The 25,010-nt window shown below is 69.4% G+C and carries 26 protein-coding genes and 3 pseudogenes; 15 read left to right on the plus strand and 14 right to left on the minus strand.

The features are described from left to right. The first annotated feature begins 1 nt into the window (after position 1). Positions 2–952 (plus strand): hypothetical protein, encoded by a 951-nt coding sequence (locus tag ACFWVP_RS18120; RefSeq protein WP_384497736.1) that lies wholly within the window; start codon positions 2–4, stop codon positions 950–952. 4 nt (positions 953–956) lie between these two features. On the opposite strand, the gene ACFWVP_RS18125 is transcribed toward ACFWVP_RS18120, so the two are convergent. Then, positions 957–1,412, minus strand: a complete 456-nt coding sequence (locus tag ACFWVP_RS18125; RefSeq protein WP_384497737.1) for a DUF3093 domain-containing protein — start codon at positions 1,410–1,412, stop codon at positions 957–959. Positions 1,413–1,470: 58 nt separating this feature from the next. On the opposite strand from ACFWVP_RS18125, the gene ACFWVP_RS18130 reads away from it, so the two are divergent. From ACFWVP_RS18130 to ACFWVP_RS18165, 8 genes are all read left to right on the plus strand, one after another. Next, the gene (locus ACFWVP_RS18130; RefSeq protein ID WP_384497739.1) at positions 1,471–2,055 is read left to right on the plus strand and encodes a PaaI family thioesterase; all 585 of its coding nucleotides are present in this window, start codon (positions 1,471–1,473) and stop codon (positions 2,053–2,055) included. Beyond that, a complete protein-coding gene (gene dut / locus ACFWVP_RS18135) occupies positions 2,052–2,582 on the plus strand; it encodes a dUTP diphosphatase (protein ID WP_384497740.1) in 531 nt (176 codons plus the stop codon). The genes ACFWVP_RS18130 and dut overlap by 4 nt, the downstream gene beginning before the upstream one ends. Before the next feature lies 1 nt (position 2,583). Continuing rightward, entirely contained in the window at positions 2,584–3,360 is a 777-nt protein-coding gene (locus tag ACFWVP_RS18140; RefSeq protein WP_384497741.1) for a DUF3710 domain-containing protein, read from the plus strand. 185 nt (positions 3,361–3,545) lie between these two features. Continuing rightward, entirely contained in the window at positions 3,546–4,280 is a 735-nt protein-coding gene (locus tag ACFWVP_RS18145) for an ABC transporter ATP-binding protein (RefSeq protein ID WP_384497743.1), read from the plus strand. Between the two features lie 137 nt (positions 4,281–4,417). Then, complete coding sequence (locus ACFWVP_RS18150) at positions 4,418–6,961, plus strand: DUF4118 domain-containing protein (RefSeq protein ID WP_384497745.1); 2,544 nt, start codon at positions 4,418–4,420, stop codon at positions 6,959–6,961. Between the two features lie 85 nt (positions 6,962–7,046). Beyond that, a complete protein-coding gene (locus ACFWVP_RS18155; RefSeq protein ID WP_384497747.1) occupies positions 7,047–7,739 on the plus strand; it encodes a response regulator in 693 nt (230 codons plus the stop codon). Positions 7,740–7,891: 152 nt separating this feature from the next. Continuing rightward, complete coding sequence (locus ACFWVP_RS18160; RefSeq protein WP_384497885.1) at positions 7,892–8,242, plus strand: OB-fold nucleic acid binding domain-containing protein; 351 nt, start codon at positions 7,892–7,894, stop codon at positions 8,240–8,242. A gap of 3 nt (positions 8,243–8,245) precedes the next feature. Then, the gene (locus ACFWVP_RS18165; protein ID WP_384497749.1) at positions 8,246–9,016 is read left to right on the plus strand and encodes a DUF3159 domain-containing protein; all 771 of its coding nucleotides are present in this window, start codon (positions 8,246–8,248) and stop codon (positions 9,014–9,016) included. Between the two features lie 131 nt (positions 9,017–9,147). On the opposite strand, the gene ACFWVP_RS18170 is transcribed toward ACFWVP_RS18165, so the two are convergent. Together ACFWVP_RS18170 and ACFWVP_RS18175 are read right to left on the minus strand one after the other, a co-directional pair. Further along, positions 9,148–9,828 (minus strand): potassium channel family protein, encoded by a 681-nt coding sequence (locus tag ACFWVP_RS18170; RefSeq protein ID WP_384497750.1) that lies wholly within the window; start codon positions 9,826–9,828, stop codon positions 9,148–9,150. Beyond that, complete coding sequence (locus ACFWVP_RS18175) at positions 9,828–10,496, minus strand: TrkA family potassium uptake protein (protein WP_056790670.1); 669 nt, start codon at positions 10,494–10,496, stop codon at positions 9,828–9,830. Before ACFWVP_RS18175 ends, ACFWVP_RS18170 begins: the two co-directional genes overlap by 1 nt. Before the next feature lie 344 nt (positions 10,497–10,840). Here ACFWVP_RS18175 and ACFWVP_RS18180 point away from each other — a divergent pair, with 344 nt between their 5' ends. Both ACFWVP_RS18180 and ACFWVP_RS18185 read left to right on the plus strand, forming a co-directional pair. Beyond that, positions 10,841–12,889, plus strand: a complete 2,049-nt coding sequence (locus ACFWVP_RS18180) for an APC family permease (protein WP_384497752.1) — start codon at positions 10,841–10,843, stop codon at positions 12,887–12,889. 101 nt (positions 12,890–12,990) lie between these two features. Next, positions 12,991–14,334 (plus strand): class I SAM-dependent RNA methyltransferase, encoded by a 1,344-nt coding sequence (locus ACFWVP_RS18185; RefSeq protein WP_384497753.1) that lies wholly within the window; start codon positions 12,991–12,993, stop codon positions 14,332–14,334. 693 nt (positions 14,335–15,027) lie between these two features. On the opposite strand, the gene ACFWVP_RS18190 is transcribed toward ACFWVP_RS18185, so the two are convergent. Then, positions 15,028–15,345, minus strand: coding sequence for a nucleoside triphosphate pyrophosphohydrolase (locus ACFWVP_RS18190; RefSeq protein ID WP_384497755.1), 318 nt, complete (start codon positions 15,343–15,345; stop codon positions 15,028–15,030). A gap of 249 nt (positions 15,346–15,594) precedes the next feature. On the opposite strand from ACFWVP_RS18190, the pseudogene ACFWVP_RS18195 reads away from it, so the two are divergent. Beyond that, positions 15,595–16,029: pseudogene (locus tag ACFWVP_RS18195) on the plus strand (DNA phosphorothioation-associated putative methyltransferase); the annotation flags it as partial. Positions 16,030–16,040: 11 nt separating this feature from the next. Here ACFWVP_RS18195 and ACFWVP_RS18200 read toward each other — a convergent pair. The 9 genes and pseudogenes from ACFWVP_RS18200 to ACFWVP_RS18240 all read right to left on the minus strand — a co-directional run bounded on the left by ACFWVP_RS18200 (position 16,041) and on the right by ACFWVP_RS18240 (position 23,113). Continuing rightward, positions 16,041–16,493 carry a DUF317 domain-containing protein gene (locus ACFWVP_RS18200; protein WP_384497756.1) on the minus strand — a complete coding sequence of 151 codons (453 nt, stop codon included), beginning with the start codon at positions 16,491–16,493 and terminating at the stop codon, positions 16,041–16,043. 132 nt (positions 16,494–16,625) lie between these two features. Further along, positions 16,626–17,246, minus strand: a complete 621-nt coding sequence (locus ACFWVP_RS18205) for a hypothetical protein (RefSeq protein ID WP_384497757.1) — start codon at positions 17,244–17,246, stop codon at positions 16,626–16,628. Further along, positions 17,218–18,042 (minus strand): DUF317 domain-containing protein, encoded by an 825-nt coding sequence (locus tag ACFWVP_RS18210; RefSeq protein ID WP_384497887.1) that lies wholly within the window; start codon positions 18,040–18,042, stop codon positions 17,218–17,220. Before ACFWVP_RS18210 ends, ACFWVP_RS18205 begins: the two co-directional genes overlap by 29 nt. 34 nt (positions 18,043–18,076) lie before the next feature. Beyond that, positions 18,077–18,385, minus strand: coding sequence for a hypothetical protein (locus ACFWVP_RS18215; protein WP_384497759.1), 309 nt, complete (start codon positions 18,383–18,385; stop codon positions 18,077–18,079). A 26-nt stretch (positions 18,386–18,411) separates the two neighbouring features. Then, positions 18,412–19,218 (minus strand): annotated as a pseudogene (locus tag ACFWVP_RS18220) (DUF317 domain-containing protein). Next, the gene (locus tag ACFWVP_RS18225; protein ID WP_299532935.1) at positions 19,215–19,598 is read right to left on the minus strand and encodes a hypothetical protein; all 384 of its coding nucleotides are present in this window, start codon (positions 19,596–19,598) and stop codon (positions 19,215–19,217) included. Before ACFWVP_RS18225 ends, ACFWVP_RS18220 begins: the two are co-directional and overlap by 4 nt. 266 nt (positions 19,599–19,864) lie before the next feature. Further along, positions 19,865–20,434 (minus strand): hypothetical protein, encoded by a 570-nt coding sequence (locus ACFWVP_RS18230; protein WP_384497761.1) that lies wholly within the window; start codon positions 20,432–20,434, stop codon positions 19,865–19,867. Positions 20,435–20,446: 12 nt separating this feature from the next. After that, positions 20,447–20,893 (minus strand): annotated as a pseudogene (locus ACFWVP_RS18235) (hypothetical protein); the annotation flags it as partial. A gap of 150 nt (positions 20,894–21,043) precedes the next feature. After that, positions 21,044–23,113, minus strand: coding sequence for a helix-turn-helix domain-containing protein (locus ACFWVP_RS18240; protein ID WP_384497763.1), 2,070 nt, complete (start codon positions 23,111–23,113; stop codon positions 21,044–21,046). Positions 23,114–23,284: 171 nt separating this feature from the next. Here ACFWVP_RS18240 and ACFWVP_RS18245 point away from each other — a divergent pair, with 171 nt between their 5' ends. The 3 genes from ACFWVP_RS18245 to ACFWVP_RS18255 all read left to right on the plus strand — a co-directional run bounded on the left by ACFWVP_RS18245 (position 23,285) and on the right by ACFWVP_RS18255 (position 24,193). Continuing rightward, positions 23,285–23,569 carry a hypothetical protein gene (locus ACFWVP_RS18245; protein WP_384497765.1) on the plus strand — a complete coding sequence of 95 codons (285 nt, stop codon included), beginning with the start codon at positions 23,285–23,287 and terminating at the stop codon, positions 23,567–23,569. A gap of 24 nt (positions 23,570–23,593) precedes the next feature. Continuing rightward, on the plus strand, positions 23,594–23,875 hold the full coding sequence (locus tag ACFWVP_RS18250; protein WP_384497767.1) for a hypothetical protein: 282 nt from the start codon (positions 23,594–23,596) through the stop codon (positions 23,873–23,875). A gap of 177 nt (positions 23,876–24,052) precedes the next feature. After that, the gene (locus tag ACFWVP_RS18255) at positions 24,053–24,193 is read left to right on the plus strand and encodes a hypothetical protein (RefSeq protein WP_384497769.1); all 141 of its coding nucleotides are present in this window, start codon (positions 24,053–24,055) and stop codon (positions 24,191–24,193) included. A gap of 37 nt (positions 24,194–24,230) precedes the next feature. Here ACFWVP_RS18255 and ACFWVP_RS18260 read toward each other — a convergent pair whose 3' ends face one another. Continuing rightward, positions 24,231–24,920, minus strand: coding sequence for a hypothetical protein (locus tag ACFWVP_RS18260; protein ID WP_384497771.1), 690 nt, complete (start codon positions 24,918–24,920; stop codon positions 24,231–24,233). Positions 24,921–25,010: the final 90 nt, after the last annotated feature.

Consider the following 25,010-nt stretch of genomic DNA (forward strand, 5'->3'; position numbering starts at 1 on the left):
CGTGGCAGGCGACACACCGTTCCGGAAGCGGCGCTTGCGGCGCACGAAGGCGTCGGAGGCGCATCAGGGCGGCACAGGCCCGGCAGAGGGCGCGAGCCCCACTGCCGAGCATCAGGCCGCCCTGCCGACCTCCGGTGCACCTGACGACGAGCGGGGCCGTCCGGCCTCGCTCGAAGCAGTCCGGACAGCGGGCCCGTCACAGGGGCCCGGGCAGGACGGCCCGACGGGATCGACGGGGTCAGGCCGTCTGCGCACACTGAGACGAGGCGTACGCAAGGGCGGGGAGAACGCCAGAGCCGTCGTCGGCCAGCTGGCCGACCGGATCATCGACGTGGCTCCCCGCATCCCTGTGCGCGACCTGGCGACCCTGCGGAAGCAGTTCCCGGGGCTAGGCCCCGAAGAGCTCGCCGACAAGCTCGTCGCGGGCGCGTGCAACGCCACCGCGACCGTCGGCGCGGGCATCGGGGCGGCGGCCATGATGCCCGTACCCCCGGCGATGCTCGCCGAGCTGGCCGCCGAGATCACCGGCGTGGCGGCCATCGAGATGAAGCTCGTCGCCGAGCTCCACGAGGTCTACGGCCGGCGCCCGCCGGGCAACGTCGGGCAGCGCAGCACCGCGTATCTGACGTCCTGGACCGAGGAGCGCGGCATCGACGTCTCGCGCCCCACCACACTGAACGCCGCGCTCGGCGGGCAGATGAAGCGCGAGCTGCGCCAGCAGATCATGAAGCGCATGGTGCGCGACCTGCCGAACCTCATCCCGTTCATGATCGGCGCAGCGGTCGGCGCGATGATGAACCGCCGGGACACCAGAAAGCTCGCCGACCGGATCAGGAACGACCTGCGGCGCCATCGGGTCGACTGGGACCGGCTCCCGGAGCTCCCGCCGCTGGAGCAGCCCGCGGTACCCGCGGAGGAACTGCCCGAGGGGCTCGAGGGCCCGGGCCGCTGAGGAATCAGGCAGGCACGGCCGCGAGCGCCGCGACCAGGGCCTGCGGCTCCCGGGTCGACAGGTAGACGTACGGCGTCGGGTCGGCCGGATCCGTGACCTTCACCCGCACCGCCGTGGGGATGTAGCTGCGCAGCACCATGAACGCGCGGGCGTCCGCCTTGTGCGAGCGCCAGGCGCGCGCCTCCTCCCCGTCCAGCACCTCGGCGTCACCGAGCGCCGAGAGCGGGATCCGCGCGTCGCCCGCGACCAGGGCGCCCGCCACGACCCGGATGCGCGCCGAGCCGTACGAGCTCACGGCCAGGGCCGACGCCACCGTGCCGCCCGCCAGGCCGCCGAGCATGGGCAGGACGCCGAGCGGCAGGAGCATCAGGGCACAGGCGACGCCGACCCCGAAAGCGATGAACCACCACGAACGGGGTGCGGTGAGACGTTCGTCGAAGGGCGGTGCGGAAGGCTGCATGAAACCAAGCTTGGCACGGCGCGACCCGCGGTCGGCAGCGCGGGTAAGGTCTGCGCCTGTGAGTGGAACATCTACACGCCTGACACCCCCGGCCGACGCCGTGGGGCCGGTCCGGCATCCCGACGCCCCGGCGCCCGGTGAGCTCCTCGGTTCGCACTACGAACACTGTTTCGGCTGCGGCAGTGGACAGCCGCACGGGCTGCACCTCCAGGCTCGCGCCGGAGAGGGTGTGAGCGTCACCGCGGAATTCACCGTGAAGCCCGCCCACCAGGGCGCTCCGGGACTCGCGCACGGCGGTGTCCTGGCCACGGCGATGGACGAGACGCTCGGCGCGCTGAGCTGGCTGCTCCGGGTGATCGCGGTGACCGGCCGGCTGGAGACCGACTACGTCCGGCCGGTGCCGGTCGACACGGTGCTCTTCCTGGAGGCCGAGGTCACCGCGGTGCACGGGCGGAAGATCTACTGCCGGGCGACCGGCCGGACCGGCGGCCCCGAGGGGCCCGTGGCGGTCCGTGCCGAGGCCCTCTTCATCGAGGTCAAGGTCGACCACTTCATCGAGAACGGCCGGCCCGAGGAGATCGAGGCCGCCATGTCCGACCCGGACCAGGTCCGCCGTGCCCGCGCCTTCGAGGTGAACCCGTGACGCGCCACCCCGTCGACGTACTGATCCGCCGGGTCGATCCGGACGTGCCGATTCCGGCGTACGGACACCCGGGCGACGCCGGTGCCGACCTGGTGACCACCGAGGCGGCCGAGCTCGCCCCCGGCGAACGGGCGGTGCTCCCCACCGGGGTGTCGATCGCGCTGCCCGACGGGTACGCGGCCTTCGTGCACCCCCGCTCCGGCCTCGCGGCCCGCTGCGGAGTGGCCCTCGTGAATGCCCCCGGGACGGTTGATGCCGGGTACCGTGGGGAGATCAAGGTAATCGTGGTCAATCTCGACCCACGCGAGACCGTGCGGTTCGAGCGGTTCGACCGGATTGCCCAACTGGTCGTCCAGCAGGTCGAGAAGATCCGCTTCCACGAGGTGGCGGAACTCCCCGGTTCGGCGCGGGCCGAGGGTGGCTTCGGGTCCACGGGCGGTCATGCCGCGGTGGATGGCGTCACGGGCGGTAACACCCAGGGTGGGAACAGCTACGCTTCGGTCGTATCCGACCGGGAAGGACAGTGACGTGTTCGGACGTCGCAAGAACAGTGGTTCCGCCGAGGACAAGGCGGACGAGACGCGCGAGGCCGAGCAGGTCGCCGACGAGCTCGACGGTAGTGACGGGTCCGCGGACAGCGGCTCGCGCCGGACGAACCTCCCCCCGGCCCCCCGGCCGGACGGTCCGTGGGACATCTCCGAGGTATCCCAGCCCGGCGAGGGCCGGGTGGACCTGGGCGGCATCTTCGTGCCCGGGGTCGAGGGCATGGAGCTGCGGGTGGAGGTGGCCGGCGACGCGATCGTCGCGGCGACCGTCGTGCTGCGTGACAGCGCGGTCCAGCTGCAGGCCTTCGCCGCTCCCAAGAAGGAGGGCATCTGGGGCGAGGTGCGCGAGGAGATCGCCTCGGGCATCACCCAGCAGGGCGGGATCATCGACGAGGTCGAGGGTCCGCTGGGCTGGGAGCTGCGCGCACAGGTCCCCGTACAGCTCCCCGACGGGACGAACGGCGTGCAGCTCGTGCGCTTCATCGGGGTCGACGGGCCGCGCTGGTTCCTGCGCGGTGTGATCTCCGGTCAGGGCGCCGTGCAGCCGGAGGCCGCCGGACTGCTGGAGACGATCTTCCGGGACACCGTGGTGGTCCGTGGCGACGGCCCGATGGCCCCGCGCGACCCGATCGTCCTCAAGCTCCCCAACGACGCCCAGATGGTGCCCGAGGGTGTGCAGCAGGAGGACCAGGAGAACTCGAAGTTCTCCGGTGGCATGGGCCAGCTCCAGCGCGGACCCGAGATCACCGAGGTTCGCTGACCGCGCGCGACGGTACGTTCCGGCCGGTGGGCCGTACTCCTCACGGGGTACGGCCCACCGCCGTTCGCGGATCCCGCAGCGGCGGCCGTCACGGCCCGGGGCCGTTGCCCCGGCGCGTGCCTCATGCACATACTGGCGGCGGCCGAGAGGCGCCGCGCGAGGCGGCGTACGCACGGGGGAGAGCGATGACACAGAGCACCGGCGGACAGAGCGGCACGGCCCTGGCCGAAAGCCCGGCCGACGGGCCGATGGTGCGGGTCGAGGACCTGCACCGCTCCTACGGGACCGGCGCCGCCGCCGTGCACGCCCTGCGCGGGGTCTCCTTCGAGATCCCCCGGGGCGAGCTCGTGGCGCTCAAGGGCCGGTCGGGCTCCGGCAAGACGACGCTGCTCAACCTGGTCGGCGGCCTCGACGCCCCGGACCGCGGCCGGATCACCGTCGGCGGCACCGAGCTCTCCGGGCTCGGCGAGGACGGGCTGCTGGAACTGCGCAGGGACCGGATCGGCTTCATCTTCCAGTCGTTCGGCCTGATCCCGATCCTGACCGCGGCGGAGAACATCGGCGTACCCATGCGGCTGCGCAAGGCCGACCCGCGCGAGCGCGAGGACCGGGTCGCGCTGCTGCTCTCCCTGGTGGGCCTCGGCGACCACGCGCAGCAGCGCCCCGGAGAGCTCTCCGGCGGCCAGCAGCAGCGCGTCGCCATCGCCCGCGCGCTCGCCAACCGGCCCGCCCTCCTGATCGCCGACGAGCCCACCGGGCAGCTCGACGCGGAGACCGGCCTCGCCGTCATGGAACTCCTGCGCGCCGTGGTCCGCAGCGAGGGCGTCACCGTCCTCGTGGCCACCCACGACCCGCAGCTGCTCGGCTTCGCCGACCGGGTCCTGGAGCTGAGCGACGGGCACATCGTGGAACAGGTGTGACCTGCTGAGTCGCGTCAGAATTCCGTCAATACGGACCCCTTGCACACCCCCGCGACCAGGATGCCGGAAATTCTCGGGGTAGCTTCGGGGATGGCTCCCCGATCGGCGGCGGCCGGTTCAGAGAAGACAATGGGGCCATGGCGCGCGGCAAGCTTCGGATCTACCTGGGTGCGGCACCCGGCGTGGGCAAGACGTACGCGATGCTGTCCGAGGCCCACCGCCGGGTGGAACGGGGCACGGACTGCGTCGTCGCGTTCGTGGAGCACCACGAACGGCCCCGCACCGAGGTCCTGCTGCACGGTCTGGAGCAGATCCGACGACGCGACATCGCCTACCGCTCCACCGTCTTCTCCGAGATGGACGTCGACGCGGTCCTGGAGCGGGCGCCCGCCGTGGCCCTCGTGGACGAGCTGGCCCACACCAACGTGCCCGGGTCCCGCAACGCCAAGCGCTGGCAGGACGTCGAGGAGCTGCTGCGGGCCGGCATCGACGTGATCTCCACCGTCAACATCCAGCACCTGGAGTCCCTCGGCGACGTGGTCGAGTCGATAACCGGTGTACGGCAGCAGGAGACCATCCCCGACGAGGTCGCCCGCAGGGCCGACCAGATCGAGCTCGTCGACATGTCTCCCCAGGCGCTGCGCCGCCGCATGGCCCACGGCAACGTCTACCGGTCCGACAAGGTCGACGCGGCCCTGTCCAACTACTTCCGCCCCGGCAACCTCACCGCCCTGCGCGAGCTGGCCCTGCTATGGGTCGCCGACCGTGTCGACGAATACCTTCAGCAGTACCGCGGCGAACACGACATCCGCACCACCTGGCAGGCCCGCGAACGCATCGTCGTCGGACTGACCGGCGGCCCCGAGGGCCGCACGCTCATCCGCCGCGCGTCCCGGATGGCCGCCAAGGGCTCCGGCAGCGAGATCCTCGCCGTGTACATCGCCCGCAGCGACGGACTGACCTCCGCCTCGCCCAAGGAGCTCGCCGTCCAGCGCACCCTCGTGGAGGACCTGGGCGGGACCTTCCACCACGTCATCGGCGACGACATACCCTCGGCGCTCCTCGCCTTCGCCCGGGGCGTCAACGCCACCCAGGTCGTCCTCGGCTCCAGCCGTCGCAAGACCTGGCAGTACATCTACGGACCGGGCGTCGGCGCCACCGTCGCCCGCGAGTCCGGCCCCGACCTGGACGTCCACATCGTCACGCACGAGGCGGTCGCCAAGGGACGCGGGCTGCCCATCGCCCGGGGCGCCCGGCTCGGCCGCACCCGGATCATCTGGGGCTGGGCGGTGGGCGTCGGCGGACCGGCACTCCTCACGCTGGTCCTGTACGGCATGGAGAACGGGCCGGGGCTCGCCAACGACGTGCTGCTCTTCCTGTTCATGACCGTCACCGCGGCGCTGCTCGGCGGGCTGGCCCCCGCGCTGGCCTCCGCGGCCGTCGGTTCCATGCTCCTCAACTACTGGTTCACCCCGCCCACCCACACCCTGACCGTGCAGGACCCGGAGAACTTCGTCGCCATAGTGATCTTCTTCGCGGTGGCGGTCGCGGTCGCCTCCGTCGTGGACCTGGCGGCACGGCGTACCCACCAGGCCGCCAGACTGCGTGCCGAGTCGGAGATACTCTCCGCCCTGGCCGGGAGCGTCCTGCGCGGCGAGACGGCCCTGGACGCCCTGCTGGAGCGGGTCCGGGAGACGTTCGGCATGGAGTCCGTCGCGCTGCTGGAGCGGCAGAGCGACGTCGATCCGTGGACCTGTGCCGGATCCGTCGGGCCCGCCCCGGTGGCCAGGCCCGACGACGCGGACGTGGACATGCCCGTCGGCGACCACATGGCGCTGGCCCTGTCCGGACGGGTGCTGCCCGCCGAGGACCGCCGGGTGCTCGGCGCCTTCGCCGCGCAGGCCGCCGTCGTGCTCGACCGGCAGCGCCTTGTGGGGGAGGCGGAGGCCGCCCGCCGGCTCGCCGAGGGCAACCGGATCAGGACCGCGCTGCTCGCCGCCGTCAGCCACGACCTACGCACCCCGCTCGCCGCGATCAAGGCCGCGGTCAGTTCGCTGCGCTCCGACGACGTCTCCTGGTCCGAGGAGGACGAGGCCGAGCTCCTCGCGGGCATCGAGGACGGTGCCGACCGCCTGGACCACCTGGTCGGCAACCTGCTCGACATGTCCCGCCTGCAGACCGGCACCGTCACCCCGCTGATCCGCGAGATCGACCTCGACGAGGTCGTCCCGATGGCACTCGGCGGCGTCCCCGAGGGCAGTGTCGACCTCGACATCCCCGAGACGCTGCCCATGGTCGCCGTCGACCCGGGACTGCTGGAACGGGCCGTCGCCAACATCGTCGAGAACGCCGTCAAGTACAGCCCCGACGGGGAACGCGTCACCGTCGCCGCCAGCACGCTCGGCGAACGCGTCGAGCTGCGGGTGGCCGACCGGGGCCGTGGCGTCCCCGACGAGGGCAAGGAACGCATCTTCGAGCCCTTCCAGCGGTACGGCGACGCCCCGCGCGGCGCCGGGGTCGGCCTCGGCCTCGCCGTCGCCCGCGGCTTCGTGGACTCCATGGGAGGCACGCTGGGCGCCGAGGACACCCCCGGGGGCGGTCTCACCATGGTCCTCACGCTCAGGGCCGTACCGGGACAGGTGCGGGACGGCCCCGCGCCGCCCGAGCAGGACATCCCATGAGGGACCGGGCGTGCCCCCGACACCTCAGACGGCCCCAGGGGCACGCCCCCACCCCGTACACACCCTCCGGAAAGGCAGGACCGCGATGACCCGGGTGCTTGTGGTCGACGACGAGCCGCAGATCGTACGCGCCCTCGTGATCAACCTGAAGGCGCGCAGGTACGAGGTGGACGCCGCGCCCGACGGCGCGACGGCCCTGCAGCTCGCCGCAGCCCGGCACCCCGACGTCGTCGTCCTGGACCTCGGCCTGCCCGACATGGACGGCGTCGAGGTGATCAAGGGGCTGCGCGGCTGGACCCGCGTACCGATCCTCGTGCTCTCCGCCCGGCACACCTCCGACGAGAAGGTCGAGGCCCTGGACGCAGGCGCCGACGACTACGTCACCAAGCCGTTCGGCATGGACGAGCTCCTGGCCCGTCTACGGGCCGCCGTACGCCGGGCCGAACCGGTCGGCCCGGACGGCGCCGACGACCTCGTGATCGTCGAGACCGAGGGGTTCACGGTGGACCTCGCGGCGAAGAAGGTCCACCGGGAGGGCCGTGACGTGCGGCTCACCCCCACGGAGTGGCACCTCCTGGAGGTGCTGGTCCGCAACGCGGGCCGGCTCGTCAGCCAGAAGCAGCTGCTCCAGGAGGTCTGGGGCCCGTCCTACGGCACCGAGACGAACTACCTCCGGGTCTACATGGCGCAACTGCGCCGCAAGCTGGAGGCCGATCCCGCGCACCCCCGGCACTTCGTGACCGAACCCGGCATGGGGTACCGCTTCGAGCGCGGCTGACCCGCTTCCCCCGGCCACTCGGGTCCCCCGTTCGGGTGACATCCCGGGGGACAGCCCCTGTCACAGGAGACCGGTACGCTTCGGGTATGAGCGCTGTTCCCCGATTCGAGAAGGCCGGCAAGGTTTCGAGGCCGTCCGGCCGCTTCCGCCGCATGCTCGACCGGCTGTCCAGCTCCCAGGAGGACCTTGAGTCCGAGGAGCTGCAGGAGGACACGCACGCGTCGGGCTGCACGCGGATCTCCGAGTGCACGGACCGCCAGATCGTCAAGGTGACTGGTACCTTGCGGACCGTCACCCTGCGCCCGCGGGCCGGAGTGCCCGCCCTAGAGGCGGAGCTCTTCGACGGCACCGCACCGCTCGACGTGGTCTGGCTGGGCCGTCGCTCGATCGTCGGCATAGAACCGGGCCGTAAGATCATCGCCTCGGGCCGCATCGCCATGAGTCACGGGCGCCGTGTGCTGTTCAACCCCACATACGAACTCCGACCGCTCGGCAAGGAGTAGCCGGTGACGTCTCTCGACAAGCCGACATCCGACATGGACCAGCCTCACCGCACCGACCAGCAGGACGCCGAGGCGAAGGCCGTCACCGAAGCCGCGCTCTTCGAGGCCTTCGGCGGCGTGCGCGGCATGGTGGAGACAGTCCTGCCCGGGCTGCTCTTCGTCACGATCTTCACCCTCGACAAGGACCTGAAGGCCTCGGCCGTCGCCGCGCTGGCGCTGTCCCTGGTCCTCGTCGTCGTACGCCTGGTCCGCAAGGACACCGTCAAGCACGCCTTCAGCGGCGTCTTCGGCGTGGCCTTCGGTGTGGTCTTCGCGATGATGACGGGCAACGCCAAGGACTTCTACCTGCCGGGCATGATCTACACGCTCGGCCTGGCGCTGGCCTACCTCGTCACGACCCTCGCGGGGGTGCCGCTGATCGGCCTGATCCTCGGCCCGGTCTTCAAGGAGAACCTCTCCTGGCGCACCAGGAATCCGGGGCGCAAGAAGGCCTACGCCAAGGCCAGTTACGCCTGGGGGCTGATCCTCCTCGCCAAGTGCGCGATCCTCTTCCCGCTGTACTGGTGGGCCGACACCACGCAGCTCGGCTGGGTGCTGGTCTCGCTCAAGATCCCGCCGTTCCTGCTCGCGGTGTATCTGACCTGGGTCTTCCTCGCCAAGGCGCCGCCGCCCATCGACGTCTTCGCGGAGATGGAGGCGGAGGAGGAGGCCGAGAAGGCCCGTAAGGCCGCGCAGAGCGACCGGGCCGCCGAGGCCCGCAACCACGACGCCTGACCGCACCCGGACGTCGGTACCCCGCAGGTACGGGAGAGGGGCCCGGAACCATGACTCATGGTTCCGGGCCCCTCTCCCGTGTCCGCGCTGCCGTCTGACGCGGCTGCCGTCCGGATCGGTTCCCGCCCGGCTCAGCTCTCGTCGGAGGGATCGCGACGGACCGACAACAGGTCCTCCAGTTGCTCCTCGCGCGCCTGGGCGGCCACGAACAGCAGCTCGTCACCGGCCTCCAGGGTCTCCTCGGGGCTCGGCGTCAGGACGCGCGTACCCCGGATGATGGTGACCAGCGAGGTGTCCTCGGGCCAGGCCACATCGCCGATCCGCGTGCCGGCCAGCGCCGACTCCGGGGGCAGCGTCAGCTCGACCAGGTTGGCGTCGCCGTGGCTGAAGCGCAGCAGCCGGACCAGATCGCCGACGCTCACCGCCTCCTCGACCAGGGCGGACATCAGCCGCGGTGTGGAGACCGCGACATCGACACCCCAGGACTCGTTGAACAGCCACTCGTTCTTGGGGTTGTTCACCCGGGCGACGACCCGCGGCACGCCGTACTCGGTCTTGGCGAGCAGCGAGACGACCAGATTGACCTTGTCGTCGCCGGTCGCGGCGATCACGACGTTGCACCGCTGCAGCGCCGCCTCGTCGAGCGAGGTGATCTCACAGGCGTCCGCGAGCAGCCACTCGGCCATCGGGACCCGCTCCACCGAGATGGCGGTCGGCGCCTTGTCGATCAGCAGCACCTCGTGACCGTTCTCCAGGAGCTCGGCCGCGATGGAACGGCCCACCGCACCCGCCCCGGCAATCGACACGCGCATCAGTGACCGCCCTCCTCAGGACCTTCGGCAAAGGCCTCCTCGACCTTCGCGATCTCGTCCGTCCGCATCATCACGTGGACCAGATCGCCCTCCTGCAGCACCGTCTGCGACGTCGGCAGTATGGCCTCGCCCAACCGGGTGAGGAAGGCCACGCGGACACCCGTCTCCTCCTGGAGCGTGCTGATCTTGTGGCCGATCCAGGACGGCGTCGTGTGCACCTCCGCGAGCTGCACACCGCCGCTCGGGTCCCGCCACAGCGGCTCGGCGCCCGACGGCAGCAGCCGCCGCAGCATCTGGTCCGCGGTCCAGCGCACCGTGGCGACGGTCGGGATACCGAGACGCTGGTACACCTCGGCACGCCGGGGGTCGTAGATGCGGGCCGCGACGTTGTCGATGGAGAACATCTCGCGGGCCACCCGGGCCGCGATGATGTTGGAGTTGTCGCCGCTGCTCACCGCCGCGAACGCCCCCGCCTCCTCGATCCCGGCCTCGCGCAGCGTGTCCTGGTCGAAACCGACCCCGTTGACCCGCCGGCCGCCGAACCCGGCGCCGAGACGGCGGAAGGCCGTGGGGTCCTGGTCGATCACGGCGACCGTGTGTCCCTGCTGCTCCAGGGTCTGTGCGAGAGCGGCTCCGACGCGCCCGCAGCCCATGATGACGATGTGCACCGTGCGCCTACCTCGCCGTCCTGGTCGTCCGGATGACCTGCGAAAACACCCTGCTCACACTTCTTTCTCCGCCTGCGGGGCAAACCGATGGGGCCATCGCCTTCGACGCTGCCCGGGGATGAGCTTATGCGGCCGGGTATCCGCCGCCTCATCCGAGTGTGCGCATCCCGGGCGCATCGGGCAAAGGAGGGCCCCGAAGGGGTCCACGGACCGTCCGGCCCGCAAGGATTCCGTTAAGGATTCCATGGACTTTCGCGGTGAGCGCGGGTAATTATGAAGGTTTTCCCGGTACCGAGCGGGTGGTGCCTCGGTCGCCTGTCGCGACAGCGCTTACGATCCTCAGCGTGTCCAAACTGACCGACCTGCCCAAACGGATCCTGATCGGCCGGGCGCTGCGCAGCGACAAGCTCGGGGAAACACTCCTCCCCAAGCGCATCGCGCTGCCCGTCTTCGCGTCCGACCCGCTGTCCTCGGTGGCGTACGCACCCGGCGAAGTCCTCCTCGTGCTGTCCATCGCGGGCGTGTCGGCGTACCACTTCAGCCCGTGGATCGCCGCCGCCGTGGTGGTCCTCATGTTCACCGTGGTCGCCTCCTACCGGCAGAACGTGCGTGCCTACCCGAGCGGTGGCGGCGACTACGAGGTCGCCAACACCAACCTGGGGCGCAAGGCCGGTCTGACCGTCGCCAGCGCGCTCCTCGTCGACTACGTCCTCACCGTCGCCGTGTCCATCTCCTCCGGCGTGGAGAACCTCGGCTCCGCGATCCCCTTCGTCGTCGAGCACAAGACGTTCTTCGCGATCGGCGCCATCGTGCTGCTGACGCTGATGAACCTGCGCGGGGTGAAGGAGTCGGGCAAGCTCTTCGCCATCCCGACGTACCTGTTCGTGGCCGGGGTCTTCATCATGATCCTCTGGGGCGCCTTCCGCGGGCTGGTCCTCGGCGACACCATGCACGCGCCGACGTCGGACTACGAGATCAAGCCCGAGCACCAGGGGCTGGCCGGCTTCGCCCTCGTCTTCCTGCTCCTGCGGGCCTTCTCCTCCGGCTGCGCGGCGCTCACCGGCGTCGAGGCGATCAGCAACGGCGTACCCGCCTTCCGTAAGCCGAAGAGCAAGAACGCGGCCACCACCCTCGCCGCGATGGGCCTGCTGGCCGTCACCATGTTCTGCGGCATCATCGGCCTGGCCATGGCCACCGACGTCAAGATGGCGGAGAACCCCGCGAAGGACCTGCTCCTCGACGGCACCGCGGTCGGCGCCGACTTCGTCCAGGACCCGGTGATCTCCCAGGTCGCGGCAGCGGTCTTCGGCGACGGCACGTTCTTCTTCGTGCTCCTGGCCGCGGCCACCGCCCTCGTGCTCTTCCTCGCCGCCAACACCGCGTACAACGGCTTCCCGCTGCTCGGCTCGATCCTGGCCCAGGACCGTTACCTGCCGCGCCAGCTGCACACCCGCGGCGACCGGCTGGCCTTCTCCAACGGCATCGTCCTGCTGGCCGGAGCCGCGATCCTCCTCGTCTGGATCTACGGGGCCGACTCGACCCGGCTCATCCAGCTCTACATCGTCGGTGTCTTCGTCTCCTTCACGCTGAGCCAGACCGGCATGGTGCGGCACTGGAACCGCCACCTGCGCGGCGAGCGCGACCCGGCCAAGCGCCGGCACATGGTCCGGTCGCGGGCGATCAACACCTTCGGCGCCTTCTTCACCGGCCTGGTGCTCGTCGTCGTCCTGGCCACGAAGTTCACCCACGGGGCGTGGGTGGCGCTGCTCGGCATGGTCATCTTCTACGGAACGATGACGGCGATCCGTAAGCACTACGACCGGGTAGCCGAGGAGATCGCGGCGACCGACGCCCCGACCGACGACACGCTCCGGCCCTCGCGCGTCCACTCCATCGTCCTCGTCTCCAAGCTCCACCGGCCCACCCTGCGCGCGCTCGCCTACGCCAAGCTGGTGCGCTCGGACCAACTGGAGGCGCTCTCCATCAGCGTCGACCACGCCGAGACCAAGGTGCTCAAGGAGGAATGGGAGCGGCGTGGCATCGACATCCCGCTGAAGATCCTCGACTCGCCGTACCGCGAGGTGACCCGGCCGGTCATCGAGTACGTGAAGGGCCTGCGCAAGGACCGGCCCCGTGACGTGGTCAGCGTCTACATCCCCGAGTACGTCGTCGGCCACTGGTACGAGCACCTGCTGCACAACCAGAGCGCGCTGCGGCTCAAGGGCAGGCTGCTGTTCACACCGGGTGTGATGGTGACCTCGGTGCCGTACCAGCTGGAGTCCTCCGAGGCCGCGAAGCTGCGGGCCAGGAAGCGCGCTGACTGGACCGCGCCCGGCTCGGTCCGCCGGGGCCCCGTGGAGCGGCGGCACAAGGAACCCGGCCACCGGAGCTGACCGGGCACACCCGCTCGTGGTAAGCGGTCGGCCGGTACCCACGTAGACTCGTGGGTTGTTGTCCGGCCGCTTTCCCTTTGATCTCTGGAGCCACCCCCCTTATGCAGAACGAATCCACATCGTCGCAGGCCGGGGAGTCTCTGATCGGTCGGGAGTACGAGGTCGAGGTCGGCCCCGTCGCCCACGGCGGCCACTGCATCGCGCGCACCGACGAGGGCCAGGTGCTCTTCGTACGGCACACCCTCCCCGGTGAGAAGGTCGTCGCCCGGGTCACCGAGGGCGAGAGCGACTCCCGGTTCCTGCGCGCCGACGCGGTCACCGTCATCGACGCGTCCAAGGACCGGGTCGAGGCCCCCTGTCCCTACGCGGGCCCCGGCAAGTGCGGCGGCTGCGACTGGCAGCACGCCAAGCCCGGTGCCCAGCGCCGCCTCAAGGGCGAAGTGATCACCGAGCAGCTCCAGCGTCTCGCGGGCCTCACCCCCGAGGAGGCCGGCTGGGACGGCACCGTCATGCCGGCCGAGGGCGACAAGCTCCCGCCCGGCCAGGTCCCGGCGTGGCGCACGCGCGTCCAGTACGCGATCGACCAGGACGGCCTGGCCGGACTGCGCAAGCACCGCTCGCACGAGGTCCAGCCGATCGACCACTGCATGATCGCCGCCCCCGGCGTCTCCGAGCTGGGCATCGAGAAGCAGGACTGGCCGCAGATGGCCACGGTGGAGGCCATCTCGGCGACCGGCTCCCACGACCGTCAGGTCATCCTGACCCCGCGCGAGGGCGGCCGGCTCCCGCTGGTCGAGCTCGACAAGCCCGTCTCCGTCCTCCGCGTCGACGAGAAGGACGGCGGAGTCCACCGCGTCCACGGCCGCGCCTTCGTCCGCGAGCGTGCCGACGACCGTACGTACCGCGTCGGCTCGGGCGGCTTCTGGCAGGTCCACCCGCAGGCGGCGGGCACCCTCGTCCGCGCGGTCATGCAGGGCCTGCTGCCTCGCAAGAACGACATGGCGCTCGACCTCTACTGCGGGGTCGGCCTCTTCGCCGGAGCCATCGGCCAGCGCATCGGCGAGAAGGGCGCGGTGCTCGGCATCGAGTCCGGCAAGCGCGCCGTCGAGGACGCCCGGCACAACCTGAAGGACCTGGACCGGGTCCGCATCGAGCACGGCAAGGTCGACCAGATCCTGCCGCGCACGGGCATCACCGAGTGCGACCTGATCGTTCTGGACCCGCCGCGCGCGGGCGCGGGCAAGCAGGTCGTCAAGCAGCTCTCGACCCTCGGCGCCCGCCGCATCGCGTACGTCGCGTGCGACCCGGCGGCACTGGCACGGGACCTGGCGTACTTCCGGGAGGGCGGGTACAAGGTGCGGACGCTGCGGGCGTTCGATCTGTTCCCGATGACGCACCACGTGGAGTGCGTCGCGATCCTTGAACCGGTCGCAAAGGGCGCCTGACCTGGGGTTTTGTTCGTGCGCATTATGTGCGGTGTGGGCGTTACGGGCGATATCTTGACGCTGAAATGACGCTCGTGACGCTCATTTGACGCTCGTTCTGAGGGGTCGTCAGGCACTTCTTTCCCCTGGTCGGGCAGCCTTCTGGCAATGTGGGTACGGCAGGGCGTCGAGGGTCTCAGGACGGCTAGCGGGGTGCTTCCTCACGCGTGCGCTACGTCCGGCAGGATTCTCGGTTCCCCGGCGGCATCCACCCTGACCTCTAGCGGCGGCTGGATCGCTGCTCCTTGGCTATTTTGGTCCACACTCGGTCCGGATCTTGGCCCGTGGGGCCAGCGAGAGGGCGTCTCTCCTGGCACTACAGGGCGCAGGCATTGCAAGTATCTTGTGGGGGCAGACGTTCTAGCCCGGGGCATAAGCGCAGGTCAGGACTTGTGCTGCTAGGGAGTCACTGGTCAGTGGACGCCGAAACTCGTTCCTGCATCGTGGCCACGAGCGCAGCCGCCTGTTCGGTCAGCGCCTCGTCGTCGGTCTCGCTGAGCGCGGCAACCGCCGCCGTACCGAGCGAGATGGCTTCCTCTGGGTCCGTCGCCCACAGAGCCGAGGAAAGCAGGAAGAGTGCTCTCCCCTCCCCGTGGCGGTCCCGGGCCGACCGGTAGAGCGTGATTCGGGCTGGACAGCGTTGGGATCGGCGGATCAGTGGTTGCCGGACCAGACGACCCGATTGGTGAAACTGCCCCGCTCCCGCGCTTTCGCCAGGCGGATTCCTTCCAGTCCTGCCGAGTCCACGCCTAGGTCCTCGGCAAGCGCGTACACAACCTCTAGCACGTCAGCGAGCTCATCCACTGCCGTCGCCTCATCCGCCGCAAGGAACTCAGCTACTTCCTCGCCCAGCTTGTCTCGCAGCCTGCTGTGGTATTCCTCAGGCCCGGCGATGTAAGTGATCGGCTTGGCTCCGGCAGCCCGAATAATCTCAGGGACCCGGTCCCTGACCAACTTGCTGTAACTGTCCAATTGCTCCCGCTCCTCGCCTCGCCCCACGGGTGCACCAGCGCTGCCCGCATGCTGCCGCAGCGTACGTTTCATCGAGAGGTTAAGACGTGCGGACTCGCAACCAGTTGGCGGGTTCGGACACAGGCGGGGTACCTGCAGCGGCCGTGAGCTGTCGGAAAGCGCAGCGTCGATAAACGGATCTCGGAGTCGTCCCAGCGTAAGGTGCGGTGATGTCGCGTGCTGGCCGGTCCGTTGTATAAGGGGACACCGATGACACAGCAGCTCTGGAGCAGCCAGAGGCATCAGACCGCAATCGGCCGTGTCGGACTCTCACTCCCGGCTCGTCGTGCACTTGGCGACCTCCGGCTGGAGCCTGCGAGGAAAGTCCTTGACTACGGGTGTGGGCGCGGTGGCGATGTGCGTGTACTTCAGCAACTCGGTCTCGACGTCACGGGTTGGGACCCAGTGCACTTCCCCGAGGGACTGCTCAGGCCGGCCGACGTCGTCCTCCTCACCTATGTCCTGAACGTCATTGAAGACCCCGCCGAACGGCGTCAGACACTGCTGCGAGCGTGGGAACTCACCAGCTCCGTGCTTGTGGTGTCTGCACGGCTGCGGTGGGAGCGCAACCAGATCAAGGGGACAGAGCACGGTGACGGCATCCTGACTCAGCGCCGCACCTTCCAGCATCTCTACGCTGCCGGAGAACTGCGCGACTACGTCGAGGAAGCAACGGGCGTCCGCTGCGTGTCGGCGGCGCCGGGTCGGGTGGGGGTGTGCTCACCGAAGCGGGCCTGCCACACCGGCCGGTTCGGGGCGAGGGTGGCGGTGGCGAACCAGGCTCCCGGGTCTTCCGCGCTGCCCAGCCGCTGGAGGTACGCGGTGCCGTCGGGTGACGCGAGGCCGTTGTCTGTGGAGGTGGGCGACCAGCCGATCTGGCGAAGGGGCTCGTACGGATCGGAGGAAGCGTCCATTGGCGTGGCGGGGTCGGTGAGGGCGTCGGTGGCGGCGGCGATGAGTTCGACAGGGGTATCGGCGCCGAAGCTCGCGTACCAGGCGGGCCTGTTCGGCTCTGCGGCGTGGTGCAGGATCCACCACTGGTCGGCGGGGTCGGGCTCCAGGCGCAGGAGGGCCTTCTGGTCGGGGCTGGAGAGAAGGACGCGAGGCATCAGGGGGTCGTGGCCGTGGCTCCAGCCGCATGCCCGGTGGAGGGCAACGGTGATCCAGGCGGGGTCCGCCGCCGGCGAGGTGGCGCGGGCTGATGAAGTCGACCTCGACGGTCTCGGGACTCGGGGACACGTTCACCTCCGCACGGGGGTCCGCCGGCCAGGTGCGGGGACCGTGGTCGGGGGCGGGGCCAGGGGCGAGGGGGTGTTCCGGGCGGTGGAATTGATCTCGCGCAGGGCCTTGCCGTGACAGGCCCAGTCGTCGAGGTAGCTCCACGATTCGGCGTGGTGCTCGGCGAGTGCGTCATCGAAGACAGGGGTTCCGGGCTTGGCGTTGGCGGGGAGGCTGTCGCGGGTTGCCAGCCACTGCTCGTGCAGTTCGTCGAGCCGGTCGAGTGCGGTCTGCAGGACGCCCAGTTGGTAGACCCAGCGGTTCTGCACCGCGGTGGTGGGGAGATTTCCGAGCTGTACTTCGGCTGTGGCCAGTAGGTGGCGGGCGCCGTCGCGGAGGTCCTCGAACGCTTCGGCGGTGTCGGCGTCGCGCTGGCTGGCGCGCATGCCGTAGGCGTGGTCGTCATGGGGCCAGCCGTCGAGGTCGGTGTGTTCGTCGGAGTAGACGTCCCACGCGTCGAGGATCTTCTTGCTGTCGCTCAGGTAGCGGTCGAGGTGACGGAGGAGCTTGCGGTGTGCGGTGTGGTCGGCGGAGATGGTGAGGGTCCTGTCGGGATCAGCGGCGAACGGCCGGGCGGACGGCACGGGCCGTGGCTGGGGTGACTGCGGGCTGGGTCCGCTGCTGGCGGCGGGCGGCGCGGGCCTGTGCTCGGATGGCGTCGAGCCGGGTGCTGTGGGCTGCGACGACATCCTCGGGCGTGAGCAGGCTCCGGCTCTGTTCGGCGCTGTAGTGGGCGGTCCAGTCGTACATGGCGCGCTGGAGCGGGGCAGGGTCGGCGAGCGCGGCGGCGAAAGCACCGACGAGGTGTTCGGGCATCGACTCGTCGACGAAGGCGTGCCAGATCCGGGGCCCCATCGGCGTTTCGAACCCGGGCTCGCAGGTCTCGACACGCCAGGAAGACCGCCATACGCCTTCGTCCGTTGGCCGGTGTACGTGGCACATTCCGTCGGGGGAGTGGGCTGTGCTCTCTGATTCGAGAATCCATCCCGCCGACTCCAAAGCCTGGAACGGATCGACGTGCTCCGGGGGTGTCGGGGCGATGAGGGCGTCGGTGAGACGCCCCAGGATTTCGGCGGGGACGAGTTCGCCGAACTCTGCGTACCAGCCCCGCTCGGTGCGGGTGGGTTCGGCCTGCAACCGCCACCATGCGGAGGTGGCGGACTGCGGGTCGAACTGCATGCTGTAGCGGTGGTCCGGGCTGCGCAGCACGATCTCGGGGCTGAGCGGGTCGGTCGTGCAGTTCCATCCGGCGGCGGCGAGGCCGTGGGTGACGTGGCGGGCGTCCCCGGGGCCGGCCAGGTGACGGGGGCTGGTGTCGAACGGAATCTGGGTGGCGTGCCTGTGGGCGAAGGCGGCGAGCTGCCGCTCGCTCACCGGCACCAGCTGCACCCCTGCTCGCTGTCGTACGCCTCGTTCAGGGAGCGCAGGTCATCGACGATGTAGTGGAGGTGTGCTGGTCGGACTGCTCCAAGGCGGCGGTCCGCAACTCTGCCACGAGGAGGGCGGTCTCGGCGGTGCGCGAGTCGTCGGGGCGGGTCTGTACCGTGCGGGCCAGGGCGCGCAGGACGTCGGCGAGCTGGACGGGGATGCCGGTGTACTCGTCGAGAAGCGGCTCGACGAGCGCGAGGGCTTCCTCGGGGTCGGGGTCATCGCGCAGGTAGTCGGTAAGGTCGGCGAGCGTTTCGGTCAGGGTGCGGATGGTGTCCGGGGTGGGTGCGGGCATCGGGCTCCTTCGAACGGGGAGGCGGGTCAGCGGCGGGTCCGGGCGCCGCCGGCCGAGGTGTACGGACGGGTTTTGGTTTGGGGCCGGGTGCTTTGCGCGCTGTTGCGGGCCCAGGTGGCGGCGCGGGCGGCTGTGATTCGGGCCTGCTGCCACGCGCTGAGCTGGGAGGGCTTGACGGAGACCGACCAGGTACGGATCTGCGCGCTCATGGGGACGCGTCCGCGCGGGCGCATCACGGGATCGGGCCCGGCGAGTTCGGCCGAGAAGGCTTGCACCAGGTGCATCGGCGTGTTCGGCGTGAAGGTGGCAGTCCAGCCGTTGCCCTGCTGGTCCTTCGCCCCGGTCCACCACATTGCCGAGCCGTCGGGGCTGTGGTGGTACTGCATCCACGCGGTGCCGTCAGGGCTGGTGGCCATGTAGTGCTCGCCCTGGAAACCCATGTCCCACTCCTGCTCCTTCAAAGGCGCCCAGACGTTGGGGGCGTGCGCGGAGCGGGGACGGGTGAGCGCGTCGGTCAGACCGGCGACGATCTCCACCGGCGTCTGCCGGCCCAGGTGAGCCGCCCACTCCCCGTTCGCCCCGTCCGCCCTGCCGTGGATGGTCCACCCACCGGGCAGGACGTAAGGGTCGTAGGCGACACGAAGGGTGCGGTCCGGGCTCTCCATGTGCAGAGGGCCGCCTGTCTTGGATTTGTCCCGCCACCCCTAGGCGCGCAGGAACTCCGAGACGTGCCGGACGTCCCCGCCGCCGGCCAGGGCCCGGGGCTGGACCAGGTAATGCTGCTCGGCCTGTTCCCCCGGACCCCAGCCGGACCACTGCTTCCTCTTCTTCACCGGCGCCGCCGGACCACGAGCGGTGCGGGGGCCGGAGGCTTAGCCGCAGTAGTGGAGGGCTGGGCGCCGACCTGCCGCAAGGTGTCTTGGTGTTCGTCCAGGTCGAGGGCGATGTCGTGCAGTTCGTTCGAGGCGCGGCCCAGAGCGAGCCACACCTCCGGGGGCAAGAGACCGCGTTCGGCCTGATCCTTGGCGAACACACCGCCGGTGATGACGAGGTGGGTCATGCCGCCGAGCACTCCGGCATCTGGATCGAGAATGCGGGCGATGACCCGTGCGGCCTGGGGCGGGGGAAGCTGAGAAAGGTGGTCGGCGAGCTGGCCGAGCCGGCGGGTGATGTCGTCGGCCAGTTCTACCGGGCAGGGGGCGGGGTGGGACATGCTCCTCCGGGTCGGTGGACGATCAGTGGTGGTGGCGCTGTCCGACGCGCTGCGTCTCGGCGAGGACGGCCTCTGGGCGAGCACCGGCCAGGGGAGAGGCACGGTCGGAGCCGGCCAGGATGCAGGCGCGCAGGTAGCGGCGGAACAGAGCGGTGGCAAGGCGGGGCTTGAGCCGGTGGCTGATGGGCGGGGGCGTTCGGGCTACGGGTTTCTCCGGGAATCGAGCGGGGCGGGGTGGCCCCGGCGCGTGCCGGGGCCAGCCGGGTTTACGGGTTTCGCGGCGGGCCGGCGCGAGAGGGAGCTGGCGCCGGGTTCAGCGGCGGCGGGAGGCCGGGGGCCGGGTGGGACTCGGCGGTGTGGAGGCCGGCCGCCGTTTGTGCAGTGGAGGCGGCGTGGGCGTGGAGGATCACGTGCATGGACGACAACTTCCCTGGTGAGGGGCAGCAGCCCGGTGACCGGCGCGGCGATCTCGTCAGCACCCCAGCCACCTCGCTGCCGCTCTCAGCGGCGGCGACCCGCTCGCCGAGCTGGGCGAGGTAGCGCAGGGCCGCATCGCGTTCGCCGTTCGGGGTGGACAGCGTGTTCAGCGCGGGATCGAGGTGGACGCTGTGACCAGCGGCCCGCAGGGAGTGCCAGGCGGTGGTCGCCCTCAACTGCTGCTGCTCGATGGGCAGGCCGTGGGGAAAGCCGTCATAAGCCCCTGCGGCAGCGGAGAGGAACCCGTCGGTTCGCTGGAGGATGTCGGCCGCCTTGTCGGTGCCGCCGATGGCGAGGACCAGGTCGGTGCGCGGATCCTTGGTGATGGTGACGTACTCCCGCACCCGGAAGTCAGGCACTTTCTGCCTGCTTCATCGCCCTCGGGTCGCCGGCACGCGGGTTCCTGCGGGCACTGGCGGCACGGCGGCCGGGGCGGACGTGGGTGCGGCCCGGCCTGCGGGATGCTGAAGGGCGGTCCCGATACCGATCGCCTCCAGCTGCGGGCCGATCTCACGCAGGGCACGAGCCTGCGCCTGCGTATCGTCGCTGTTGAGGCTGTAGATGCCGCTCTGCGGGTCCTGGACGAAGCCGTTGGAGACGAGGACCGCTCCGGCCCGGCCGTCGACCGGTGCGGTGGCGACGCTGCCGTCCGGCTGCCAGGTCAGGACGACCCGGTCGGCCTGGGAGGGCTGGATGCCACCCAAGGCGTTGTGCCGCACCTGGGCGAGCGCGGTGTCGTAGCGGGGGAGCAGGTCGCCGGCAACCTGCTCGGCGCTCAGGAACGGGTCGTCAGTCAAGGCGATGCCGTTGGGTTTCGATGCGGAACGTGCTGTGAAGCGCGTTATCGCCGGCGAGGCTATGGAGGCAGTCCGCTCCGCGTGCGTCGCCGAGCTCGGCAAGGTACTCGGCCGCTGTCACGCGTGCGTCGTTTGGGTCAACGAGGACCGACTTGGGGTCCTCGCCCTCATCTAGGATGTCGTCGATCTCGGCGGGGTCAATTCCGAGGCTGGTGTCGTGAGCCAGAGACGCGAGGAGGTCGCTTCCACGCGCAGCGTCCAGGTCGTATAGCGTTCGGGCGGCCGCCACGCGTGCCCCGCTGCTCCTGGTTGCGTCACGGGCGAAGTCGTCAAGCCTCGTGGCGGCAGCGTCGGTGAAATGGGGACGGGGACCCGCGTCCCCACCGATGCAAGCTGTGTGATGATCTCGCACCCCTCTGGCCAGCCGACGGTGATCAGAGAGTTGAGGACTCGGGGTGCGTCTTGATCGGGCGCAGCGTCGAGGAAAAAGCCAAGATAGGACGCACCCAAGCGCACGAGTTCCCAATAGGTCCGGTCCCAGACGTCGGATGTGCTCACAGACCCTGTAGACAGCAGCTGGGTGATCTCTGGATCGTTGAACAGGCTGCTGATGGTGAGGGACCGGTCTCCTTGATCGTAGACGGCACGGTAGGCAGCGAAGTACTCCAAGAACGTCTGGTGCAGGAATACGAAGTCGCCAGCGTGCAGGGTAAGGATGCCGGTGCCGCGCAGGCAGCCGGTGAGGAACCCTTCCCATTCCAGTTGGGGCACCGCCTCCGGGCGTTGCACGTCGGGGTGGTCCGCAAGGATGCGGAGCGCCGAGTTGCGGTTGCCGCTATGGCGCTGATGGGCGAGGTAGCGGACCAGTCGGGGAAGGATGCCGATAATTTCCCGGCCCCGTTCGCAGGCTGCCTTGCCGTACCTGTCTAGGGCTTGGATGACCTGCTTTTCAGGTGCGTGCTGGTACTGGCGCCCTTGGAGGAGATCAGCGAATCGTCCGTAGATGTCACCACGGCTTGCAGGGAGCGGTTCATCCGGACGGTCGGCGAACAGTTGGCACAGCATGGTGGCCATCAGCGGGGTGCGTGCCAGGTCGGTGACGCCGATCCGTTTGAGAGCAGAAATAAACAGCTGTGTGAGGTTGGCCGGGTCGGTGAGCTGCTGGGCAGTGAACCAGGATTCGGCAAAGACGGGCAGGTCCTGTGGAGTGAACGGCTCCAGTTCGTAGCGGGGGACTTGCCTGCCAACGTGATTGAGTTCACTTTCAGGCAGGGGGCGGCTGGTCACCACGAAGCGATGCCACCCGTGTGGGTCGGCGACTGCCGTAGATACGGTGTCCAGGATCCGTCGGCGTTGTTCAACATCTACGACCTCGTCCAAGCCGTCAATGAGTACCAGCCACGAGGCCCCTGGTCTCGGACGATCGGCGAAAAACCCCGCGCTCAAGTCCTGGGACAGCCCATATGGGGGGAGTTCACGGTTGGTGTACCGAGCCAGTGCATCCGCCAGCCGTAGTCCGCCGGTCAACTCCACAGCGGGTAGTAGCACCGGGACCTCAACTGGCCCGTCGCCCAGACGGCTGATCACCGTGTCCATTTGGCGCCTGAGCAAGCTGGACTTCCCGACTCCAGGCGCTCCAAGCACGGTGCAGATGGGGCTGCCGCTGGTGAGCGCCTCATCGGCGGGCACGAGCGGGCCCACATGATGGTCCTCCCGCTGAGGAGCCGGTCCGGGGGTGGGTTCGGAAGTGCGGAGGCGAACGAACTGGGGCCGATAGATCTCGAACAGCGGTGGGGCGTCCCCACGCCGGATCCCCAAATACGGGTGCTCTTCGGCCTCACGCCGCGCCGCCTTGAGGTAGTAGGCGAGTCGGCCGGCAGATCGCTGGGATTCCGGCGCAGCCTGCCCGGTGCTGACGTCATGTTGTCCGTCCCGGAGCTGATCGTGCAGCTGCATCAGCCGCTCCAGCTCGGCTGTCCACCAGTCAATCGTCAGCAGCCACGATGGCTCTCCAGGAGCCTTCGGGGCCCGCTGGATGCACTCCTTCGCCCAGGCGGTAACAACATCGCGGTCCGGAGGTGTCCGGAACTTCCCGCCCTCGATTTCGGAGATCCAGGACTTTCTCAGCCCGACCTTCTGCCCCAATGCCTCCTGCGTCAGCCCGGCCCGCTTCCTCAGCTGCCGCAAACAGTCGCCGAACCGCGCGGCCGCCTGAGTCCAGGAGGCCGATGAATTGGTCATCCCGCAATCCTGCCAGGTGCTGTTCGGCGATGTTCGGTGTTCGCCTTCTCCCTCACGGTGCTGGCCTGCGGCGCTGAGGTTCGGTGTTCGGAGAAGTTCGGCATCGCCCCTGCACGCCGTCGTCGACGGAGATCGTCATGCCATCCGACACGAACCGAAGGAGCGATCACGATGGATCTCCGCGAGCTGATGCTGGCCACGACTACGCTCATGTCCCCGAGTACGAACGAGTCGTCGCTTTTGCTGATCGTCCTGCTGACAGGCGTGCTGTTGCTGTTCTGCGGCGCCATCTTGCCGATCTCGAAGATGCTGAGAATCAAGCTCACCCCGCGCACTGTCCGCCGTGTGCGCCGGACGATGGCTCTGTCGTTCCTCGGCGGAGCCGCAAAGGCCCTGGGTAGCGCCGTCGTGCTCGCCTTGATCTGGTGGGCCCAGCAGAACTTCTGGCTGTACTGAGCTGCTGACCGCCTCGACAGACTGGTGTGCGCGCTCTCGTGGGGTTCAGACTCCCTCCTCCGTCGCCGCTCGCCGTGGTGCAGCCCCCTCAAACGGACGAAGAGTGAGGGAGCCCTCAACTTCAACGCGCCCGGCTTCGTTCTCACGCTCGCACAGAAGGTCAACCACCTGACATCGTCGGCGGCACGGGCGGCGTACGAACTGCCGACCCTCGACGAGGTTGGTGATCGTCTGCAGCTCGTAGGGCTGAGCCTCAAGGCCATCACGCTGGTCAACCGTGGCGGGCAGGTGGCGTACGAAGGATAGGTGGGCGCTTTGCATGGGGACCGGCTCCGTCACCTCAGCGAATCCCTCGGACCGGGAACCCTGGTCAAGACACTCGAAGCAGCCTTGCCTCCAAGTGGCGTACCGGTGAGGTACAACTTCTCCACCCGGACTGCCTCGGTAAAGCCGCCCCGCGGCAGTGTCCCCCTACTGGACCTCGTGAACACGTCCATTCGACTCTTCACGGATCTATCCCAAGCGGAGGAGGAACGCCTCGTCGAGGTGATCCCGTCGGGCGGCCGCACCCTGCATGCCGGAATCGAGCACGACATGCCGGGGGCAGAGTCACCCGCCGACTGACCCGCGGTGGGTCCACTCCAGAGGACCAGCCTCTGTCCTACTGGGATTCCTCGGAACCGTTTTCGCTCGCTCCAGCGATCTTGCCGCCGACGTATACCACGCTCAGCGCGAGGGCGGCTGCACCGGCGGTTGCCACCAACTTCATCCCCGCCCCCAGGAAGTGCTTGTTCTCGCTGTCCTTCTCGCCTACCCGCTGTACGTTTCGGTCGAAGCGGTCATAAAGGGCCTCCCGTTGCTCCCAGCTAAGGTTGTCCCGACCGAGGTCGGCCTGCAGAGCGTCCCGCTGGTCCTGCGAAGCCTTATAGAAGTGATTCTGACTGTTCTCGTTGGCTGCGAGAGTGGACTTGTGGGCCTCTGTGACCGCATCGATGTCGGCCTTGCCCAGGTCCTTGAAGGCAGGGAACTGCTCGATGAGCTTGAGCCGCACCTCGGTGGCCATCTCGGGCATGGCTGCTGCGAACTTGAGCACCTTGTCCTTGGACAGGTTCCGCCAGTTCGGGATACCCAGCTTCCGCTTGACCGCCGCTTCGTTCACGTAGCCCATTCCCTGACCCCGTTCGTCGTGCCGTGAGGATCCTGGATAGTAGCGGTCCCCACCGACAAGCCCCTCTTCCTCGTCCTCGGCCTGCTCGCCACGACTCTGTGAGCCGTATCCGGGGGGCAGGTGCACCCACTGTGCGCCAGTCAACGGCACGACCCGACCGATGGTCGCATGGTCGGACAGCACGACCGCAGGAACCAGCTCGTCTCCGAAGGCCGGTCACGGTCGAGAACTGGGGCCGGCCCCAGTTCGAATCCGCAGATATCCATCTCGGCG

Origin of the sequence: Streptomyces sp. NPDC058637 (assembly GCF_042717325.1) — a bacterium.
GTDB lineage: Bacteria > Actinomycetota > Actinomycetes > Streptomycetales > Streptomycetaceae > Streptomyces.

Bases quoted from the DNA above. Each gene is read 5' to 3' on its own strand.
- ACFWVP_RS18125 (WP_384497737.1), bottom strand. From the start codon at position 1,412: ATGCAGCCTTCCGCACCGCCCTTCGACGAACGTCTCACCGCACCCCGT.
- ACFWVP_RS18145 (WP_384497743.1), top strand. From the start codon at position 3,546: ATGACACAGAGCACCGGCGGACAGAGCGGCACGGCCCTGGCCGAAAGC.
- ACFWVP_RS18150 (WP_384497745.1), top strand. From the start codon at position 4,418: ATGGCGCGCGGCAAGCTTCGGATCTACCTGGGTGCGGCACCCGGCGTG.
- ACFWVP_RS18155 (WP_384497747.1), top strand. From the start codon at position 7,047: ATGACCCGGGTGCTTGTGGTCGACGACGAGCCGCAGATCGTACGCGCC.
- ACFWVP_RS18160 (WP_384497885.1), top strand. From the start codon at position 7,892: ATGCTCGACCGGCTGTCCAGCTCCCAGGAGGACCTTGAGTCCGAGGAG.
- ACFWVP_RS18170 (WP_384497750.1), bottom strand. From the start codon at position 9,828: ATGCGCGTGTCGATTGCCGGGGCGGGTGCGGTGGGCCGTTCCATCGCG.
- ACFWVP_RS18185 (WP_384497753.1), top strand. From the start codon at position 12,991: ATGCAGAACGAATCCACATCGTCGCAGGCCGGGGAGTCTCTGATCGGT.
- ACFWVP_RS18200 (WP_384497756.1), bottom strand. From the start codon at position 16,493: ATGCCTCGCGTCCTTCTCTCCAGCCCCGACCAGAAGGCCCTCCTGCGC.
- ACFWVP_RS18215 (WP_384497759.1), bottom strand. From the start codon at position 18,385: ATGCCCGCACCCACCCCGGACACCATCCGCACCCTGACCGAAACGCTC.
- ACFWVP_RS18225 (WP_299532935.1), bottom strand. From the start codon at position 19,598: ATGTCCCACCCCGCCCCCTGCCCGGTAGAACTGGCCGACGACATCACC.
- ACFWVP_RS18240 (WP_384497763.1), bottom strand. From the start codon at position 23,113: ATGACCAATTCATCGGCCTCCTGGACTCAGGCGGCCGCGCGGTTCGGC.
- ACFWVP_RS18245 (WP_384497765.1), top strand. From the start codon at position 23,285: ATGGATCTCCGCGAGCTGATGCTGGCCACGACTACGCTCATGTCCCCG.